Consider the following 18,151-nt stretch of genomic DNA (forward strand, 5'->3'; position numbering starts at 1 on the left):
GTGCCTCCTCAGTCGGTTTTGACCGACGACGGTTGGATACTGAATGGGTTGCCAGAGAATGCGCCGTAGAAACCTTTGGTAGCTAGATCGGATAGGTGGTTGGGGTCTTTCACCCCGTGCGCCCACACTTTCAGATCGGCGTCCACGTACGGTTGCGGGTCAGCGTCTGCGCCAACGTCCACCATGTCCACGCCGGCCTGTTTAAGTTCTTCGGGGGAACCTTGCGGATTGGGCACAATCGACGTGATGTTCTCATCTTGCGCCACCTTGAGGACTCCGGGGTCTTGTGAACGGAAGATCACGGATTCGACTTGTGAGTGTTCCTTGACCAGTTCGGCTACATCACGGGCGTCGTTTTCTGCCTCAATCGTGAAAACAAAAACGGTTGATTTTCCGTATTCGGTCAACGCCTTTTCAATGGTGAGCGGGGAGCTGGGTTTCCCGTTTTCAGTAGGTGGAGTGATCTGTGTGTTCAAGAACTCTTCTGATGTAACTTCGCTGACCGGCTTATTCATGCCCATGCGTTCAGACAGAACCGAATCGGTGGCAGCGACCAGAACTCCGTCGGATGTGCGAGCCACGGGCAGTTCAGGTAGGTACCCAAACTTTGCCATTTCTCCCACTGCAAAGTCCGAGGTGGGTGGATAGAGATCTCCCCCGGCGGCGTATCCGCCCACGACCGGGGACTTCAGCATGTCCACAGTGAGCTGCGGGGTGGGTTTGAGCCAGTTGAAAATCACAACGGCGAGAACTGCAACAACAACAATTGCACCGGCAATGAGCGGTGCGATTGTTCGTCGTTCAGATTTGCTTTCAGGTGAGCTTGGCACACTGGTCCTTTCTCTGCTCTACCCATGGTATTGGGTGGCACACGGAAGCCAAACACCCTACCGGCTACGGTCGACGTTGTCTTTGTTTGCTCCGGTGACAAGGCCCCGCAGGAATCCCGATCCCCACGCGATGTGCATGGTGGGCAAGACTACTGCGAACCATGCTTTTTCGCGTACACCTGCGTCCTTTTGGCGCAGAGTGTTCGCAACGATGGCGCTCACATACGCACAGCTGGGGATATGTACCAGGGACGTGAAACGGGCCAACCATTTGGGCCAGCGTTTAGTGGCCCCAGTCAGTTGCGCGATCGCCTCCAGCACAGCAGCGCTCAACCCAATGACCAGGACGGGTGGCACGAAGTATCGGATCCCGTTCTTGGAGCCGTGACGGCGCACAATCTCGGCCCGCCAAATACCCGTTGCGTAAAACTGTTGTGCCAGCTTCTTCCACGTGGTGCGTGGCCAGTACGTGACCTCCATGCGCGGGTTGAACCAGACTTTTCCGCCTGCTTCTCTAATCCGCAGGTTCAGCTCCCAGTCCTGCCCCCTGCGCAGAGTGGCATCAAAACCACCCAAGGTGTCGAACACCTCGGCCCGGAACGCCCCCAAATACGCCGACTCAGACTCCTGCGCCTCATCCCCCGAATGATATGCGGGACCGCCCAGACCCAAGCGGGACATGTAGGCGCGGGCCACCGCCTTTTGGAAGGCCGTCTTCCCCTGGGCGTGCATGAGTCCACCACAGTTCGCCGCCCCGGTCGTCCGCAGGGTTTCAACCGCTTCACGCGTGTACGTGGCGCTTAGCTGCGAGTGTGCATCGACGCGAATGATAACCGGGTACTGGGCCTTGGCGACCGCGAGGTTCAGCCCGGTTGGCGTGTCACCGAACGGGTTGTCCACCACGATCAGGCGAGGGTCACGAATGCTCGCGGCGACCTCGGCGGTGTTGTCCGTACACGGCCCCATGGCGACGATCAGCTCTTTGGGCCCCGGGTAGTCCTGTTCCAGGACCGCGGCGACAGCGCTACGCAGGCTGTCTTCCTCGTTGAGCACGGGCATGATGTACGTGATGCCCGGGGTCGGTTCCAGCGACGGGAGCGCTTCTGGGCTGAGCGAGTGTTTGTGCGACTTCACTGACCTCACTGGCGAGACCTCACTTGTGCGCTTCGTATTCGCGGACTACGGAGTCGGTGTCACCGTCGGCGCGCAAGTCGCCTTTTTCAATCCAGATGGTGCGGGTGCAGGTGTCGCGGATCGAGCGCATCGAGTGCGAAACGAGGAACACCGTACCGGCGTTTTCGCGAATGGCGCGGATCCGGTCTTCGGACTTCTTTTGGAACTTGCGGTCACCCACGGACAGCGCTTCGTCCACGATGAGGATTTCGTAGTCTTTTGCGGTGGCGATCGCGAACTTCAAGCGCGCGGACATACCGGATGAGTACGTGCGCATGGGCATATCCATGAAGTCGCGGATGCCGGTGAAGTCGACGATTTCGTCATACTTCTCTTCAATTTCTTCGCGCGTAAGCCCCATGGCCAGCCCACCCAGCATGATGTTCTGACCACCGGACAGGTCTGGAATGAGTGCCGCACCCACACCCAGCAGGTTGGGGCGGCTCTTGGCGTACACGGCACCTCGGGTGGGTGGGATCAGCCCGGTGATCGCACGCATGAGCGTGGACTTACCCGAACCGTTGGAGCCAATAATCCCAATCGATTCGTTGGCGTTGGCCACAAAGGACACACCCTTGAGCGCGTGAACGGTTTTGAACTTGCGGTTGCGTTGCAGGAAGCCCTTGGTTCCACCGCTGGTAATACGTTTACCAGTGGCCAGGGTTTTGAACTCGATGTGCAGATCGTCGACGATCACCACCGGGTTGTCAGCTTCGAGCGACCCCGTGTTGTTTTCTGCGAGGACGCTTTCCGGGGTAGTTTCCGGATTAGTCTTCTCGCCCATAACGCTCCTCCGCCTTCCAGAAGAACCACGTGGCAACCGACACCACGACAACCGCCCAGATGCTGAACCTCCACCAGTAGTCCCACGGGATGGAGTATTCCTCCATGATGATGCCGCGGGTAAGTGAAAGCACTTCGTACATGGGGTGCCAGTCGAACAGCGCGCTGAGTACGGGGCGTCCCTCGAGTAGTGGTTGCGGGTCAAAGAACACGCCCGAGGTGTAGAAGATCATGCGTGAAATGTATGGGGTGATCTGGCTTAAGTCCCGGAAGTGGACGGTCAGGCGCGCGAAAATGAACGCGACTCCTTGGTTGAACACCCAGAAGATCCCCACCATGGGGATCAGGAGTAACCACGTCACGTGTGGTCGGGCTCCTCCGAAGATCGCGATGATAATCATCAGCGCCAGTGTGGGGATGAAGTTGATGAGGTTCTGCATCACCGTGGCTATGGGCAAGACTGCGCGTGGGAACGGCAGCGATTGCACCAGTGGCATGTTTTGGATGATGGATTTTCCACCCACGTTCATCGAGGAGTTGAAGAACTCCATGATGAACACACCGATCACCAGGTATGGGACGAAGTTGTGGGGGCGTGACCCCGCCATGATGAATCCGAATACCAGACCGTAGATCAGGGCTGAAAATGTGGGGCGCAAAAGCACCCACAGCATGCCCAAACGGTTTCTCTGGTTCTCCGAGCGGATACGGTAGAACGCCAATGAAAATGTGAAATCGCGTCGGCGCCACACTTCCCGGAGATATTCCCACAGTGACGGCCGTGCTCCGACTCGTTCGAGCCCGTGAGCAGAGGCCAGCTCAGCAGCATTCATTGACGATTAACTTTCATATGCGAGTAACGACAAACCGATTCTAAAGGAACAGCCCAGTTTAACGGCTTGCCCAGGCCCGCATGTCAAAAGTCTGATCGACATCACTTCTGTGTGGCAGGTCGTGGCTGGCTAAAACGCGTTTGGCCGCATTGTGTGCGCCGGGGTTGTTGAGGGTTTCGACGCGCGCGAGCGTGCCGTCGGGGGTGAAGAACAGCCACTGGGCTTTGCGAGTTGGGTCGCCCAGCAGTACCGGTTCGCCGCTGGTTGCGCTCAAGTTGCGGCCCGCCGTGAAGATGCGTACGGACCCTTGGAACGACCAGTGCCATGGGACGTCGGTCCAGATGGGTTCCACTTTGGTAGGTTGCTGGCCGGTGGGGTGCTGGCCGGTGGGGTGCTGGCCGGCGGCCCTTTCGCCTGTTGCCTTTTCACCCAACACCGCGCCCAGCCAGCGTCCCATGGAAGTGGCGGCTGCCTCGGCGGGTTCGATTCCCTTCATGGGACCCTCCTCAATGCGCGCGCAGTCCCCTATTGCGTACACGCCAGGGAGTCCCGCGACCCGCAGGTCAGGGCCAACAGGGTAGCCGGCGTGGGTGGGGGCCGGATTGGGTTCCGGATTGGACTTTGGGTTGGTCTTTGCGCTGGGTAGTGCAGGCCCGGCCGAGGTCGCCCCCACCGCCGCGAACCACAGCGGGTGTTGCGAGGGGTCGGGTTCAGGGGTGTGTGGCACGAATGTGACGTGTTCATGCAGGGCCACGACCGCCTGGGCGAGGTGGGCGCTGACCTTGGATAACGGCCGGTCGCCGCGCAGGTAGACGTGCGGGTGGTGACCGGCGTCGGCGAGTCCGCGGGCAATTTCCAAGGCAAGGAACCCTGACCCCAGGACCCCCACCGAGGTGCCCGGTGCCAAAGCATGAATGGCCTGGTGGGCACGGGTGGCGGATGCGCGGTCGTACACGGTGAGCGCGTCAAAGGCGGGTGTGCGAGGGGTCAGTCCGGTGGCGTAGACGACCGCGTCGGCGGGCAGTTCTCCGGCCACGGTCTCAACGATGTAGCGAGCGCGGTCGCTGGGTTCTGCCGGACGCACTTTGCTGACGGTCCCTTGCACGCGAACCACATTTTCGTCCATTACGTGAGGCACCAGGGACAGCTCTTGGGCCGCTAAGGATTTCGACAACGGCGGTAGCTCCACCGGCTGTTCGAGCGGGTCCACCACCGTGACACCACACTCGTCAGCCATGCCGCTTTCAGCCTGAGCAACGGTCTGGACGAATGAGTGGGCGCAAGCCGTACCGGCCGCTCCGCCTCCAATGATCACGACACGCATACTTCATGCTTACACCAGGGCATATGCTCTCTCAACACAGAAAGCGCCCGCAAAATTTGACGTATATCACACTTTGGGGGTTGGATAGTGACGTCTCACACATTTCACATCTTGAAATGTTCACTGTTCTTGTACCTGTCCAAGGAGTTTGTATGGATGCGGTCGTTACCGCGATTAACGACGTAGTGTGGTCACCCGCGCTCGTCTACTTGTGCCTGATTGCCGGCCTGTACTTCACAATCCGCTCACGGGTTGTGCAGCTTCGCAAGATCGGCTCGATTTTCACGTACATGTTCACCGGAAAAGGCAGTGACTCTGGAGTGTCCAGTTTCCAGGCCCTCGCCATGTCGCTTGCTGGGCGTGTGGGAACGGGAAACATCGCTGGTGTTGCTACCGCTATCGCCTTCGGTGGACCCGGCGCTGTGTTTTGGATGTGGATCGTTGCGTTCTTTGGTGCGTCCACGTCTTTCGTCGAATCGACTCTGGGCCAGATTTATAAGGAACGTGACCGGGACACTGGCGAGTACCGAGGTGGTCCCGCGTTCTTCATCGAACGCGCCTACCGTCACACCAAGGCTTCGGGCCTGTTTAGCGTGTACGCCATGGTTTTCGCATTTGTCACTGTTGTGGCAACGAGCTTCCTTCTTCCAGGAGTTCAGGCAAACGGTATTTCTTCAGCGGCCGCAGAGGCATGGAACTGGCCTAAGTGGGTTCCAGCCGTCATCATCACGATCCTTCTGGCCTTCATTATTGTTGGTGGAATCAAGCGCATCGCCACGTTCGCATCCCTGGTTGTTCCGTTCATGGCAGTGATCTACATCCTGGGTGCGATCGTGGTTGTGTTCGTCAACGCTGACCAAATTCCTGCGGTTTTCTCGCTGATTGTGCAGTCAGCATTTGGGGTGGACTCCACGTTTGGTGCCATGTTGGGTGTTGCGGTTTCGTGGGGTGTGAAGCGTGGTATTTACTCCAACGAAGCCGGTCAGGGAACCGGTCCTCACGCAGCTTCGGCGGCCGAAGTTTCACACCCGGCCAAGCAGGGTCTTGTCCAGGCTGGTTCGGTGTACATCGACACGTTGTTCGTGTGTTCAGCGACCGCGTTCATGATCCTGTCCACCGGAATGTACAACGTGTTCTCTGACGCGGCGGGAACGCAGCTGTTCCACGCTGGCCATGGAAACCTTCCGGTTGATACCGAGGTGGGACCTGCCTTCGCGCAGAACGGTTTCGACACCGTGATTCCGGGGCTTGGTTCGTCGTTCATCGCGGTTTCGCTCGCATTCTTCGCGTTCACCACGATCGTGGCCTACTACTACATGGCCGAAACGAACTTGGCGTTCTTCCTCCGAAAGATCGAGAACGTTCGTGTTCGTCAGGTGGGCTTCCGTTTCTTGCAGTTGTTCATTCTGGTTGCGTGCGTTGTGGGTGCCACGACCGACTCAGGTTCCGCATGGGCTCTGGGTGACGTGGGTGTGGGGCTCATGGCGTGGCTCAACATTATTGCGATCCTGATTCTGCAGCAGCCTGCGTTCAAGGTTCTGCGTGACTTTGAGCGTCAGCGCAAGTTGGGCAAGGACCCGGTTTTCCGTCCGTCCGAGGCGGGAATCGCCAACGCTGACCTCTGGGAAGAAATCGCTGACCGCGAGTCCGGCTCTGGTTCATCGGTGGCAGACGAAAAGGCCCCCGACGCAAAATAAATAACCTGTGAAGTCTCGGGACATCGTTCACTCGATGTCCCGAGACTTTTTGTGTGGTGACGTGTCGGGTCTCCGTTCCCCTTGTCTGGGCCTATAGCCCCTCAGTTACCCACCACAAGTGAGATGTTTTTCGTTTGATGTGTTGGGTAACTAGCCGATTTTGGGCCGAAAACGTGAACAAAACGAACAAAAAGGGCGTTTACCCACCAACCTTGTTCGAGGGGTGGTGGGTAAACGGTTTTTGTGCGCGTGGTGACGTGGCACCTGCTTGGTGGGTCATGTCTGCCTGGCGTGTCACATCTGCTTGGTGGAACAGTCCAAGTGAAGCGATCCTGGGCATAAAGCCAAGTCCACACGGCGCAAAGCGAGCGAAACGGCGCATTATATTGCGTAGTCTTGCTCGCTTTGCGCCGTTTCAAACGCACTGGAGGGGCACCTTCGCAAGAAGGTGCCCCCAGTGCGTTAGCGAGGGTCTGAGAAAACTAGCCCTGTTTTGGAGGGCCTAGCCCTGTGACTTACCAGCTGAACCCAACTGCTGGGCGGCTTCGACAATACGGGAGGCCATTCCCGCCTCGGCGAGCTTGCCCCATGCACGCGGGTCATACATCTTCTTGTTACCCACTTCGCCGTCAATCTTGAGCATGCCGTCGTAGTTCTTCAGCATGTGGTCGACGACCGGGCGGCTGAACGCGTACTGGGTGTCGGTGTCGATGTTCATCTTGATGACGCCGTAGCTCACAGCGTCAGCGATTTCCTGCGCGGTGGAGCCCGAACCGCCGTGGAACACCAGGTCGAACGGCTTGTCCTTGCCGTACTTGGCACCCACCTGTTCCTGAATGTCCTTGAGGATTTCAGGGCGCAGTTTCACGTGACCTGGCTTGTACGAACCGTGAACGTTACCGAAGGTCAAAGCAGTGATGTAGCGGCCCTTTTCACCCAGGCCCAGCTTTTCAACGGTGGCCAGACCGTCTTCGACCGTGGTGTAGAGCTTGTCGTTGATTTCGCCGGTGACACCGTCTTCTTCACCACCAACAGCGCCGACTTCGATTTCCAGAATCTGCTTGGCGTTGTGAGTGAGTTCGAGCAGTTCAGCGGCCAAGTCCAGGTTCTCTGGTACTTCAATGGCCGAACCGTCCCACATGTGCGAGTTGAACAGTGGGTCTTCACCGCGGTCGACACGTTCCTGGCTGACGGCGATGAGCGGCTTAACCCAGGTGTCGATCTTGTCTTTTTGGCAGTGGTCGGTGTGGAGCGCCACTGTAACGTCGTAGTTCTTGGCAACCACGCGGGCAAATTCTGCGAGCGCAATTGACCCGGTGACCTTGTCCTTCACTGTCGAACCGGATGCGTATTCGGCGCCACCGAACGACATCTGCAAAATACCGTCGCTCTGTGCTTCAGCGAATCCGCGAAGAGCCGCGATCACTGTCTGTGAGGACGTTACGTTGATGGCGGGGTATGCGAAACCTTCTGCTTTTGCGCGGTCGATCATGTTCGCATACGCATCGGGAGTTGCGATTGGCATGTACGCTCCTTCGTGGTACCAAATGGATGCTTGCTGTCAGTATGTCACGGTCTGTTTAACACAGTCCGAACTTTAGGTTCTGAAAACATGAGCCAGCCACCGCAGTGGTACACCACCCACGGAACACGGTCGTGGACCTACTTTGATCGCATACAGTTCTGAGTATGGAACCTTCGGACACCTCGGCATCCCCGCACGCCGGCAATCCACCCGCGCAGGCGAACCCGGCAGCGGCTCCGGAACAGGCACCTGCCCCCGCTACCCGGTCCACGATTGTGGCGTGGGCGCTGTGGGACTGGGGTTCGGCGGCGTTCAACGCGGTCATCATCACGTTCGTGTTCACCCCGTATCTCACGTCCAAGGTGGCAGGTGACCATGATTCGGGGACGGCCGCGCTGGGTTTTGTCACCGCGCTTGCGGGTCTTTTGGTGGCCGTGATTGCGCCGGCCGCCGGGGTTCGGGCGGATGCGAAAGCGAACCACCACCGCGCTGTTACGTCATTCACCATGATCGTGGTGGCATTGATGGGGGCCTTGTTCTTTGTGAAGGATTCGCCGGCATACTTTGTGCCTGGTCTGGTGATTCTGTGTATTGCGCAGGTGGTTTTCGAGATCGCGCAGGTGTCGTACAACGGCATGTTGCCCCATATCTCGACTCCAGCAAATGCCGGTACGGTGTCGAATGTGGGTTGGGCCATGGGGTATTTGGGCGGGCTTGCGCTGTTGTTCATTGCGTTGTTCACCCTCATTCAGCCCGAGGTGGGACTCTTTGGCGCAACCGACGAAGGTGGCTTGCGTTTCCGCTTAGTTGCCGTGTTGGCTGCAGTGTGGTTCCTGATCTTTAGTCTGCCTCTCGTGTTTTCGAAGCGGACGTCTGCCCGGCCCGCCCTCGGTGACTCTGGTTCCGGTGACGCTGGTCTCGGTGTTGCTGACCCAGAGTACGCCAGCCCAGACGACACTGCCCCTGCGCGCCCGACCTCGCGCGAGCTACGAGGGTTCGCCGCGTGGAAGGCTGACTATGCGCGGGTGATTCGCCGGCTGGCGGAGCTGTTTAAGGTGGAGAGGTCGACGTTCGTGTTCTTTGTGGCCTCCGCGATTTTCCGCGACGGACTGGCCACGATTTTTGCGATGGCCGGCGTGATCGCGGCGGGGGCGTATGAGTTCTCCGGTTCCGAGGTGATTTATTTGGGTATCGCCGCCAACGTTGTGGCTGGCGTGGGGTGTCTGATTGCGGGCAAGTTCGACGACTGGCTGGGGCCCAAGGCCGTGATTGTGACCGGCCTGATCTGTTTGATTGCCGGGTGCGTGCCCATTTTGGTCAGTGAGAACAAGACTGTGTTTTGGGTGACGGCCATGTGGCTGTGTTTGTTTGTGGGGCCAGTGCAGGCGAGCTCGAGGTCGTTCTTGTCGCGCATCACCGCACCGGGGCGGGCGGGTGAGAACTTTGGGCTCTACGCAACAACTGGCCGTGCGGTGAGTTTCTTAGGCCCGGCACTGTTCGCGCTGTGCGTCACCATCTTTGGTTTCCAGCGTGCCGGTGGCCTGGGGATCATGATTGTTTTGGCGCTGGGTCTGGTACTGATGCTCAGGGTGCCGGCGGCGCGCACCCGCACCCGCGCATGACATGACAGCGCACTGCCAACAGGTCAGCGCATGCTCGTTTTCCACCGCATAAACAGCCAAGCAACTGGCGCGGCAATGGGCAGAACAATGATCGCCAACGCGATCAGGATTTTATTACTACCGCTTATGTGGTTGACACGAAGAAGGTCGAATAGTGCGACGACTGCGAGGACGAGCGCCAGCACTGATACGCCATACATGGCAACTTCACCGGCAGTCGGTACCAGCGGATTAGCAATGATCACACCCATGAAAGAAGATTACCATTCTGTGGGCGCGCAAACCGCGCACGGATTTCGCCAAAGTGTGTCCCACACCATAGAATGAGGCATTAACTGAACGACTGTTTAGTCAAGTTCACCGCTACCGAACGACTTATGTAAGTCCCCGTTCGAAAGGATAGGCATGGACAACCTTCTGAGCGCAGAAGAACTCGAATTTGCCGAGAAGATGCGCCACTTCTACCGCACGGAAATCCCTGAGGACATTCGTTTCCGTAACGCAATCGGTCAAGAGATGACCAAAGACGACATCGTGACCACGCAGCGGATCCTCAACAAGCACGGATACGCGGTTCCTAACTGGTCACAGGAATTCGGCGGTCAGGACTGGACTCCCGTCCAGCACCACATTTGGCTCGAAGAAATGCAGCTGGCCAGCGTCCCCACCCCACTGCCGTTCAACGCTTCCATGGTGGGACCGGTTATTGACACGTTTGGTTCACAGGAAATCAAGGAACGCTTCCTCCCGGCTACCGCGAACCTCGACATTTGGTGGTCACAGGGATTCTCGGAACCAAACGCCGGATCTGACCTGGCAAGCCTCAAGACCTCGGCGGTCAAGAAGGGCGACACCTACATTGTGAACGGTCAGAAGACCTGGACCACCCTGGGTCAGTACGGTGACTGGATCTTCAACCTGGTCCGCACCGACCCCAACGTGAAGAAGCAGGCCGGTATTTCGTTTCTGCTCATCGACATGAAGACCCCTGGTGTGACGGTTCGTCCTATCCAGCTCATCGACGGTGGCGTTGAAGTCAACGAAGTGTTCTTCGACAACGTTGAAGTGCCTGTCGAAAACCTGGTGGGTGAAGAGAACAAGGGCTGGACCTACGCCAAGTTCCTCCTGGGCAACGAGCGCACCGGAATCGCCCGCATCGGTCAGTCCAAGGTGGCCCTCGCCCGGGCGAAGGCTTACGCGCAGGCGACAAAGACCTCGGCGGGAACCCTGCTTGACGACCCACTGTTCGCAGCACGCATCACCAAGATCGAAGCGGAACTCACGGCACTGGAATTCACCCAGCTGCGGGTCCTTTCCACGCAGGAAAAGGGCATGGACCGCCCAGACCCACGCTCCTCGGTACTTAAGCTGCGCGGATCCCAGATCCAGCAGGACATCACCGAACTTCTGTTCGACGTGGTTGGCCCACAGGGACTGGACTTCGTGGACTCTGATGAAGTTCGCAAGACTCTGCCCCACGGCGCCGGCGACGCAATGCCGCACTACTTCAACTACCGCAAGGTCTCCATCTACGGTGGTAGCTCCGAAGTTCAGCGCTCCATCATCTCCAAGGCCATCCTGGGCCTGTAACCAGCCAGCTCAGACAGCTAGAACAGCCGCGTAGAAATACGAAGCGACGAGTTTAGAACAAGAGGACAAAAATGGATCTCGAACTCACAGATGTACAGCAGGAGCTGGGTGCAACCCTGGGTCGCCTGCTGAAAGGAAAGTACGACGCCGAATCCCGCGAAGCGATCCGCACCTCGGACGCCGGGTGGAGCGAAGACATGTGGAACCAGTTCGCTGAACTGGGGCTCATGAGTCTGCCGTTTGCCGAAGAGCACGGTGGCGCGGGCATGACATTCGCTGAAGTTGCCGTGGTCATGGAAGCGTTTGGCCGCGCACTTGTGCTTGAACCGTACCTGCCAACCGTGGTCCTGGGCGGTGGGCTCGTGGACATCGCTGGAACCGACGAACAGAAGTCGGAAATCCTGCCTGGTGTCGCAGCTGGTGAAACGCGTATGGCGTTCGCCGCGCAGGAACCTGGTTCGTTCTACGACGTGACCGAACCGCAGACCAAGGCCGTGGGCTCTGGTCAGGTGCAGATCAGTGGTGAAAAGAGCAACGTTGTAGGTGGCGCGCAGGCGCACACGTTCGTGGTCACGGCACAGTCGGAGCAGGGTCTGGCCCTGTACCTGGTGCAGGCCGACGCGCAGGGTGTCACCGTGGACCAGCGCACGCAGGCCGACGGCCTGAGCACAGCGCACGTCACCTTTGACAGCGCCCCAGCCACCCAGCTGGGCACGCTTGTGGGACAGGACGTGCAGGACGCCGTGCAGCGCGTGCTGGACATCGCTAACGCGGCCCTGGCTTCCGAGGCCGTAGGCGCCATGGAAGTGTCCCTCAAGATGACGGCGGAGTACCTGAAGACCCGTGAGCAGTTCGGTGCGCCGATTGGTGTCAACCAGGTGCTACAGCACCGCGCGTCCGACCTGTACGCGGCACTCGAGTTCGCCAAGTCGATGGCCCTGTACGCCAAGCTGGCAATCACGCAGGACCCAGACGGCACCTCGGAGACCCGCCACCGCGATGTCCTGGCCGCCAAGTACGTCATCGACGACACGGCCCGCCTGATTTCGCAGGAAGCAATCCAGATGCACGGTGGAATCGGTATGACCATGGAATACCCCATTGGTCACTACGCCAAGCGCCTGACGGTGATTCCACGAACGTTTGACTCGAAGGAAGAAGTCACGCGCGAGCTCTCCGCTCTGGGTGGCCTCATCAAGCCAGAAGCTGCGGACCTCAAGTAGTCTGCATGGAAGGGCTCCGGTGCTGTTGTGCGCTGGGGCCCTTTATCTTTAGATTTTTGTCCAGAACAGGTGAACACTCAAAGGAGTGAAAATGACGGTTTCGAAAGCATATGTTTTGAATGAGCGCCCCACGGCTGCTCCTGACGCCAACACGTTTGCAGTCAAGGAGATCCCGGTGCGCGCGCCCGGTGAAGGCGAGCTGTTGTTGCGCACCTTGTACTTGTCGCTTGACCCGTACATGCGGGGGCGATTGTCGGAGGCGAAGTCGTACGCCAAGCCCGTTGAGTTGGGTGAGGTGATGGTGGGTGCCACCGTCGCCGAGGTCGTCGACTCCAACGCTGACGGCTTCAGTAACGGTGACATTGTGTTGGGGTACGGCGGTTGGCAGACGTACTCGGTGGAGCGTGCCAAGTACGTGCGTAAGTTGGACCCGGATGTTGTGCCGGTGACCACGGCCTTGGGTGTTTTGGGAATGCCTGGGTTCACCGCGTATGCGGGCCTGTTGGAGATCGGGAAGCCACAGCCGGGTGAGACCGTTGCGGTTGCCGCGGCGACCGGTCCCGTTGGTTCCGCTGTAGGTCAGATTGCGAAGATCAAGGGTGCCCGCGCGGTGGGTATCGCTGGCGGCCCGCAGAAGGTTGAGCAGTTGCGTGAGTTTGGGTTCGACGTGTGCGCAGACCACCGTGACCCGGACTTCAAACAGAACCTGCGTGATGCAGTTGGTAAGGGTTCGTGGGTTGAGCGCGGTGGGGCGGTCGTAAGCCGCCGAGGTGCTGGCGAGGAATCTGCACCGTCAGGTATCGACGTGTACTTTGAGAACGTCGGTGGCACGGTGTGGCAGGCTGTCATGCCGTTGCTCAACACGTTTGCGCGTGTGCCGGTGTGCGGTCTTGTGGCCAACTACAACGGGACAACCGACCCATCGCCTGCCGGTGGTATGGAGAAACTCATGATGCTGTCGCTGGCTAAGTCGCTGACCATCCGCGGGTTCATTCAGTCCGAGTTTGTTCGCGACCTTGAGCCACAGTTCTTGAAGGACATGACCGAATGGGTGGCTTCTGGACAGGTGAAGTACCTGGAGGACATCACGAACGGGTTTGAGAACACGGTCGATGCTTTTGTGGGCATGCTGGAAGGAAAGAACTTCGGTAAAACCATTGTGAAGTTCTCCGACTGACGGTTGTGTTGATCGAAAAACCCCGGGGCACGTGCGAGTGCTCCGGGGTTTTCCTTGTCAGTGCTTATTGTGAGCGCTTATCTTGTCAGTACGCTCCGGGTGGAGGAGGCTGGAACCGTCCGTCAGAGTTGCCAGGGTTACCCTGTGACGGGTTATACGGTTGTGGCGCAGAACCGTATCCACCCTGTGGGGCAGAACCGAACCCACCCGGCTGGCTTCCGTACTGGCCACCACCAGGTTGACCACCGGCTTGCCCGCCGGCAGGTGGGAAGCCTCCTTGCGGTGCAGAGCCGTATCCGCCCTGTGTCGCAGAGCCGTATCCGCCAGGTTGTCCGCCCGGCTGACTAGCGAACTGGCTTCCACCGGCCGGGTATCCGCCGCCAGGTTGTCCACCGGCGGGTGGAAAAGCCCCTGGGAACCCAGGCTGTTGCGGTTGCTTGGACTTTTTCTTCTTGGACATCACGACCAGCAGGATGATGCCACCAACGATCAAGAGGATCACCAGAACGACCGCGACGATGATGACCACGAGCCACGGGAATCCGCTTGCCTTAGCTTCAGCGGTCAGCGTTTCTCCGTCATAGGTCTTGAGATTCCAGGTGACTGTTTTGCCTTGGACATCGGCGCCGTCTGCTGAAATGACTTTGCCGGGGAAGGTGAACTTGATGATCGACTCATCCATCATTCCTTTGGCAGAAGGAGTGCTCCCGGTTCCCAAATACGGGTTGGAAAACGGGTTACCTGACCCATACGCGCCCCCGAGATCCATGGTCAGCGGGTTCGCCATCGAGAACTTGATGGTTCCGTTGTCGGTTTTCTCAATCGACATGTCGCGCCCAAAGGCCCCGTTCAACTGTTCTTCGCAGAATGCAGTGAAGTCTTCGGGCTTCATTTTGGTGAACGTGAGTTCATAGCCCTTATAGACGTCGTCGGACGCTTCTTTCACAGTCACTTCGGGTGGAAGCTTCGACTGTATCTCTTGAATCTCGTCTTGGACATTGGGAGCTTGCCCGAGCTGACTTTCAAATGCCGTGGAATCGACCTGGAACAGAATCGAACCGCTGATCAGCAGATCTTTGGAGATCTTGAGGTCACTGTTGAGTTTGACGCACGCGCTCAACGCAAATGCGCACACCACAGCCAGGAGGCATGCGATTGCTTTCTTGATACGAGTGGGGCCGGAACGGTGACGTGATGTTGCTGTCAATGTTGCACCCAAGGTTGCCTGCTTTCCAACGTGAGCGTGTGTCGTTATCTAGGTTACAGCCTGGCCGAATTCCCAACGCCGAATCCACGCGTGCATTGCGATTGCTGCGGCCGCGGCGGCGTTCATGGATCGGGTTGAACCGTACTGTTCAATCGAAAGAACTGCTTCGCACGCTTGGTGCGCTTCCTCGGTGAGCCCAGGTCCTTCTTGACCAAAGAGGAACACGCAATCGCGCGGAAGGTCATAGGTTTCCAGAGCAACCGAGTCAGGGAAGTTGTCGATCCCGATGAGCGGGAGTTCACGGTCCTTGCACCACTGTGCAAGAGCCTCAGCCGTTTCGTGGTGGTAGATGTGCTGGTAACGGTCGGTGACCATAGCGCCACGCCTGTTCCACCGTTTCTTCCCCACAATGTGTACCGCGGCGGCGTTGAATGCGTTGGCGGTGCGCACGACGGAGCCGATGTTCAGGTCATGTTGCCAGTTTTCTACTGCCACGTGAAACCCGTGTCGTGTGCGGTCAAGGTCGGCGACGATCGCTTCAAGTGTCCAGTACCGGTACTTGTCGATCACATTCCGCCGGTCGCCTTGTTCTAGCAGTTCCGGGTCGTAGCGGTCGTGATCAGGAAGGGGCCCTTCCCAGGGCCCCACCCCGATCTGGTGTTCCGTCATTTGTCGTCGCCTGCTGAAGGCTTCTTGCCGGTTTTCGCGCTGGCTTTCTTGCCGGTCTTCCCGCCGGTTTTCTCGTCAGCCTTGGCGCCGGCTTTCGCACCGGCCTTAGCGCCAACCTTCTTCTTCGAGTCAGACTCCGAATCCACCTCGGCGGTTTTCTTTTCTTCCTTCTTCGAGGCCTTGTCGTCCTTAGAGGCCTTGTCATCCTTGTCAGAACCAGAGTCATTCGAGCGCTCTTTGAGGCGCTTCTTCTGGCTGGCGGACAAGGTCTCGCGGCCGGTTCCGCGCAACAGGTTGGCCTGGTACGAAGCGGCCGCAATGGCCACAACGATCAGCGCGAACAGCAGGCTGATGCCCACTGCGAGCAGGCCGTGCCACCATTCGGCGTTAGCACCCAGGAAGTGAAGCACGTTGGCGACTGGCGCGGTGAACGGCACGTAGACCAGGACCTTCATCACAGCGGGGTTGGTCGCGAAGATCAGGGGGAGGAACGCACCCACGATCACCAGGGCACACACCACACCAATCGTGATTTGGCGAGCGCGCCGCCCCACAATGTTGGAAGCCCACAGGAAGAGACCCAGGGTTGCGCACACGGTGACTAGGTACAGCGCGGCGAACCAGCCAATTGCCGGAAGCATGGCGATTGCTTGACCAGTAAACGAGGTCACGGACATGCCCATGAACAGGATCGCCACTGCGACCAGCACGTACACGACGCTGAGCGTGGTCAGGCCCTGAACACGTCCTACTGCTGAGGACTTTGGTGGGATGGTGGCTGCTAGGACCTCGCCGATCCGGTGGCGCTTTTCCACGCGCAGGTTGGTATACATGGCGAACGCGAGCGTGAGGGCTCCGGCGATCAACAGTCCCGCCAAGCCGATCGCAACAGGCTGAGCGACCTGGTAGTTCACTGCTGGCTGTTCCAGGTATGTGACTTCTGGTTCTGGCTGCAGTGCGGAGAGAACGCGGGTTGGCTTCTTGTCCAACGCGATGATCTTAGGAGCGCCCATACCGGTGGGGTCCGCGATGAAGGCGGCGTCGGCTTTGCCGTCACGCACCGCCTGTTCTGCCTCTTGTGGCGAATTAGTGTCGTGGATTTTCAGCCCAGTCTGCTGCTCAATCTGGGCGGCTTGTTGGCCCATGCCCACGGTGGCGATGGTACCGTTTCCGGATTCGGCCGACAGCTGGTTGGCGCGTTGCACACCAAAGATCAGCCCCGCGATCACTACCAGACCGATGACCAACGTGGTCAGGTAGAAGATGGGGCTACGCGACACTGCCGAGGTTTCACGGTTGGACACGAGGAACGCGCTCTGCCCAAAGGTCAGGTCGCGGAACTCTGACACCAGTCCGGTTTTGGGTCCGTCGTCGGTGGGGCGGGTGTCGCGGAGTTCCTCGGGAAGGTCGTCCGAGGTGACAACCGTCGCCTCTGTCATGGAACCGTCGTCGGTGGGAAGTTCAAGCGCCATGTTGTGCGGGTCTACCGGGGTAGCGCTGGTGCTCCCGACACCACTGAGGTCTGCACTGTCTTTGGAAGATTTGCCAGAGGTTGTCGAGATGTCGATCTTTGGCTTCTTTGAACTTTTGTCCTGGCTCATACACGCTCCTTGAAAAGTTCTTCGAGGTTTGCCGGCTGCGTGGTGAAGTTACGCAGTCCGCTCAGTCCGTTCACGGCGTTGAGCGCACGGTTGATGTCGCTCGTCTGGAATTCGACGATGGAGCCTTTGCGTACAAAGTCGCCGCTAACGATTTCGGCGAGGGCCGCCTCGGCGTCCTTAGCACCCTTTTCGTTCACAAACTCAGCGCGGTAGGTGGGCTTGCCCTTCTTGCGCAGCGCTTCAACGTCGTCATGTTCCACGATTTCGCCGTGGCTCAGGACCACGACTTGGTCAGCGTACCGCTGGGTTTCGTCCCAGTCGTCGGAGGTGAAGATCACCGGCACGCCGGATTCTGCGTGGTCACGGAGGAGGGAGAGGACCAGGTCTGCCGACTTCATGTCGAGCCCGGTGAAGGGTTCGTCGAGGACGACTACGTCCGGGTCGGCCGCAATGACCGAGGCGATTTCCACGCACGCGACTTCGGAACCGGAGAGGTTGTGGAGGGGTGCGTAGGCGCGGTCGGACAGATCCAGGCGAGCCAGAAGCGTGACAGCGTTGCGTTCGGCGGCTCCCAGCGTCATGCCGTGCAGGCGTGCAAAGTACACGATCTGCTCCATGACCTTCATGTGAGGGTACCCGCCACGTTCGGCTGGCAAGTAACCAAAGTTCTGGCGGTCCCCGTAGCCCAGTTCGCGATCTTCGAGGGTGATGGTGCCCGAGTCGGTTTCGATGAGGCCCATGATTGCCCGGACCAGTTCGGTCTTCCCTGAGCCGCGGGCGCCGATCACGCCAGTGATCAGTCCTGATTCGACGCTGAGGCTGATGTCACGGAGCCACGTTTTGCGCTCCGTTTTCACTGTTATGTCTGAAAGTTCCAGCACTGGGTAGTCCTTTGCG

Annotated in this window: 16 protein-coding genes; 5 read left to right on the plus strand and 11 right to left on the minus strand. The window is 58.8% G+C overall.

The annotated features are described in order from the left end of the window. Positions 1-8 precede the first annotated feature (8 nt). Genes JOE56_RS04590 through JOE56_RS04610 form a run of 5 tightly spaced genes read right to left on the minus strand, consistent with a single transcriptional unit; the run spans position 9 to position 4,943 of the window. Positions 9-830 carry a PI-PLC domain-containing protein gene (locus JOE56_RS04590; protein ID WP_204515031.1) on the minus strand — a complete coding sequence of 274 codons (822 nt, stop codon included), beginning with the start codon at positions 828-830 and terminating at the stop codon, positions 9-11. Between the two features lie 57 nt (positions 831-887). After that, positions 888-1,964: a glycosyltransferase gene (locus JOE56_RS04595; RefSeq protein WP_204515032.1), complete on the minus strand. Its 1,077-nt coding sequence runs from the start codon at positions 1,962-1,964 to the stop codon at positions 888-890. Positions 1,965-1,983: 19 nt separating this feature from the next. Further along, complete coding sequence (locus JOE56_RS04600; protein ID WP_204515033.1) at positions 1,984-2,787, minus strand: ABC transporter ATP-binding protein; 804 nt, start codon at positions 2,785-2,787, stop codon at positions 1,984-1,986. Next, positions 2,771-3,619, minus strand: a complete 849-nt coding sequence (locus tag JOE56_RS04605) for an ABC transporter permease (RefSeq protein ID WP_204515034.1) — start codon at positions 3,617-3,619, stop codon at positions 2,771-2,773. Before JOE56_RS04605 ends, JOE56_RS04600 begins: the two co-directional genes overlap by 17 nt. A gap of 58 nt (positions 3,620-3,677) precedes the next feature. After that, positions 3,678-4,943 (minus strand): FAD-dependent oxidoreductase, encoded by a 1,266-nt coding sequence (locus JOE56_RS04610; RefSeq protein WP_204515035.1) that lies wholly within the window; start codon positions 4,941-4,943, stop codon positions 3,678-3,680. A 152-nt stretch (positions 4,944-5,095) separates the two neighbouring features. Between JOE56_RS04610 and JOE56_RS04615 the strand changes: the two genes are divergently transcribed. After that, positions 5,096-6,640 carry an alanine/glycine:cation symporter family protein gene (locus tag JOE56_RS04615; RefSeq protein ID WP_204515036.1) on the plus strand — a complete coding sequence of 515 codons (1,545 nt, stop codon included), beginning with the start codon at positions 5,096-5,098 and terminating at the stop codon, positions 6,638-6,640. A gap of 502 nt (positions 6,641-7,142) precedes the next feature. Here the strand turns inward: JOE56_RS04615 and fbaA are convergent. Beyond that, entirely contained in the window at positions 7,143-8,165 is a 1,023-nt protein-coding gene (fbaA, locus tag JOE56_RS04620) for a class II fructose-bisphosphate aldolase (protein ID WP_102238928.1), read from the minus strand. 164 nt (positions 8,166-8,329) lie between these two features. Between fbaA and JOE56_RS04625 the strand changes: the two genes are divergently transcribed. Then, positions 8,330-9,787, plus strand: a complete 1,458-nt coding sequence (locus JOE56_RS04625; RefSeq protein WP_204515037.1) for an MFS transporter — start codon at positions 8,330-8,332, stop codon at positions 9,785-9,787. 23 nt (positions 9,788-9,810) lie between these two features. Here JOE56_RS04625 and JOE56_RS04630 read toward each other — a convergent pair whose 3' ends face one another. After that, positions 9,811-10,038 (minus strand): PLDc N-terminal domain-containing protein, encoded by a 228-nt coding sequence (locus JOE56_RS04630; RefSeq protein WP_204515038.1) that lies wholly within the window; start codon positions 10,036-10,038, stop codon positions 9,811-9,813. A 154-nt stretch (positions 10,039-10,192) separates the two neighbouring features. Between JOE56_RS04630 and JOE56_RS04635 the strand changes: the two genes are divergently transcribed. The 3 genes from JOE56_RS04635 to JOE56_RS04645 all read left to right on the plus strand — a co-directional run bounded on the left by JOE56_RS04635 (position 10,193) and on the right by JOE56_RS04645 (position 13,777). Next, positions 10,193-11,377: an acyl-CoA dehydrogenase family protein gene (locus tag JOE56_RS04635; RefSeq protein ID WP_102238926.1), complete on the plus strand. Its 1,185-nt coding sequence runs from the start codon at positions 10,193-10,195 to the stop codon at positions 11,375-11,377. Between the two features lie 71 nt (positions 11,378-11,448). Further along, entirely contained in the window at positions 11,449-12,600 is a 1,152-nt protein-coding gene (locus JOE56_RS04640; RefSeq protein ID WP_204515039.1) for an acyl-CoA dehydrogenase family protein, read from the plus strand. A 91-nt stretch (positions 12,601-12,691) separates the two neighbouring features. Continuing rightward, complete coding sequence (locus tag JOE56_RS04645; RefSeq protein ID WP_204515040.1) at positions 12,692-13,777, plus strand: NADP-dependent oxidoreductase; 1,086 nt, start codon at positions 12,692-12,694, stop codon at positions 13,775-13,777. Positions 13,778-13,862: 85 nt separating this feature from the next. Here the strand turns inward: JOE56_RS04645 and JOE56_RS04650 are convergent, their stop codons facing one another. Genes JOE56_RS04650 through JOE56_RS04665 form a run of 4 tightly spaced genes read right to left on the minus strand, consistent with a single transcriptional unit; the run spans position 13,863 to position 18,135 of the window. Continuing rightward, on the minus strand, positions 13,863-14,984 hold the full coding sequence (locus tag JOE56_RS04650) for an LppM family (lipo)protein (RefSeq protein WP_204515041.1): 1,122 nt from the start codon (positions 14,982-14,984) through the stop codon (positions 13,863-13,865). Between the two features lie 48 nt (positions 14,985-15,032). Next, on the minus strand, positions 15,033-15,653 hold the full coding sequence (locus tag JOE56_RS04655) for a TrmH family RNA methyltransferase (protein ID WP_204515042.1): 621 nt from the start codon (positions 15,651-15,653) through the stop codon (positions 15,033-15,035). Further along, complete coding sequence (locus tag JOE56_RS04660; RefSeq protein WP_204515043.1) at positions 15,650-17,254, minus strand: ABC transporter permease; 1,605 nt, start codon at positions 17,252-17,254, stop codon at positions 15,650-15,652. Before JOE56_RS04660 ends, JOE56_RS04655 begins: the two co-directional genes overlap by 4 nt. Further along, positions 17,251-18,135 (minus strand): ATP-binding cassette domain-containing protein, encoded by an 885-nt coding sequence (locus tag JOE56_RS04665; RefSeq protein WP_204515044.1) that lies wholly within the window; start codon positions 18,133-18,135, stop codon positions 17,251-17,253. The genes JOE56_RS04660 and JOE56_RS04665 overlap by 4 nt, the downstream gene beginning before the upstream one ends. Positions 18,136-18,151: the final 16 nt, after the last annotated feature.

This window comes from Brevibacterium paucivorans (assembly GCF_016907735.1).
GTDB lineage: Bacteria > Actinomycetota > Actinomycetes > Actinomycetales > Brevibacteriaceae > Brevibacterium > Brevibacterium paucivorans.

Excerpts from the sequence above, each read along its gene's own strand:
- JOE56_RS04655 (WP_204515042.1), bottom strand. The coding sequence starts at position 15,653 with ATGACGGAACACCAGATCGGGGTGGGGCCCTGGGAAGGGCCCCTTCCT.
- JOE56_RS04605 (WP_204515034.1), bottom strand. The coding sequence starts at position 3,619 with ATGAATGCTGCTGAGCTGGCCTCTGCTCACGGGCTCGAACGAGTCGGA.
- JOE56_RS04635 (WP_102238926.1), top strand. The coding sequence starts at position 10,193 with ATGGACAACCTTCTGAGCGCAGAAGAACTCGAATTTGCCGAGAAGATG.
- JOE56_RS04615 (WP_204515036.1), top strand. The coding sequence starts at position 5,096 with ATGGATGCGGTCGTTACCGCGATTAACGACGTAGTGTGGTCACCCGCG.
- JOE56_RS04600 (WP_204515033.1), bottom strand. The coding sequence starts at position 2,787 with ATGGGCGAGAAGACTAATCCGGAAACTACCCCGGAAAGCGTCCTCGCA.
- JOE56_RS04625 (WP_204515037.1), top strand. The coding sequence starts at position 8,330 with ATGGAACCTTCGGACACCTCGGCATCCCCGCACGCCGGCAATCCACCC.
- JOE56_RS04660 (WP_204515043.1), bottom strand. The coding sequence starts at position 17,254 with ATGAGCCAGGACAAAAGTTCAAAGAAGCCAAAGATCGACATCTCGACA.
- JOE56_RS04610 (WP_204515035.1), bottom strand. The coding sequence starts at position 4,943 with ATGCGTGTCGTGATCATTGGAGGCGGAGCGGCCGGTACGGCTTGCGCC.
- JOE56_RS04630 (WP_204515038.1), bottom strand. The coding sequence starts at position 10,038 with ATGGGTGTGATCATTGCTAATCCGCTGGTACCGACTGCCGGTGAAGTT.
- JOE56_RS04640 (WP_204515039.1), top strand. The coding sequence starts at position 11,449 with ATGGATCTCGAACTCACAGATGTACAGCAGGAGCTGGGTGCAACCCTG.
- JOE56_RS04645 (WP_204515040.1), top strand. The coding sequence starts at position 12,692 with ATGACGGTTTCGAAAGCATATGTTTTGAATGAGCGCCCCACGGCTGCT.
- fbaA (WP_102238928.1), bottom strand. The coding sequence starts at position 8,165 with ATGCCAATCGCAACTCCCGATGCGTATGCGAACATGATCGACCGCGCA.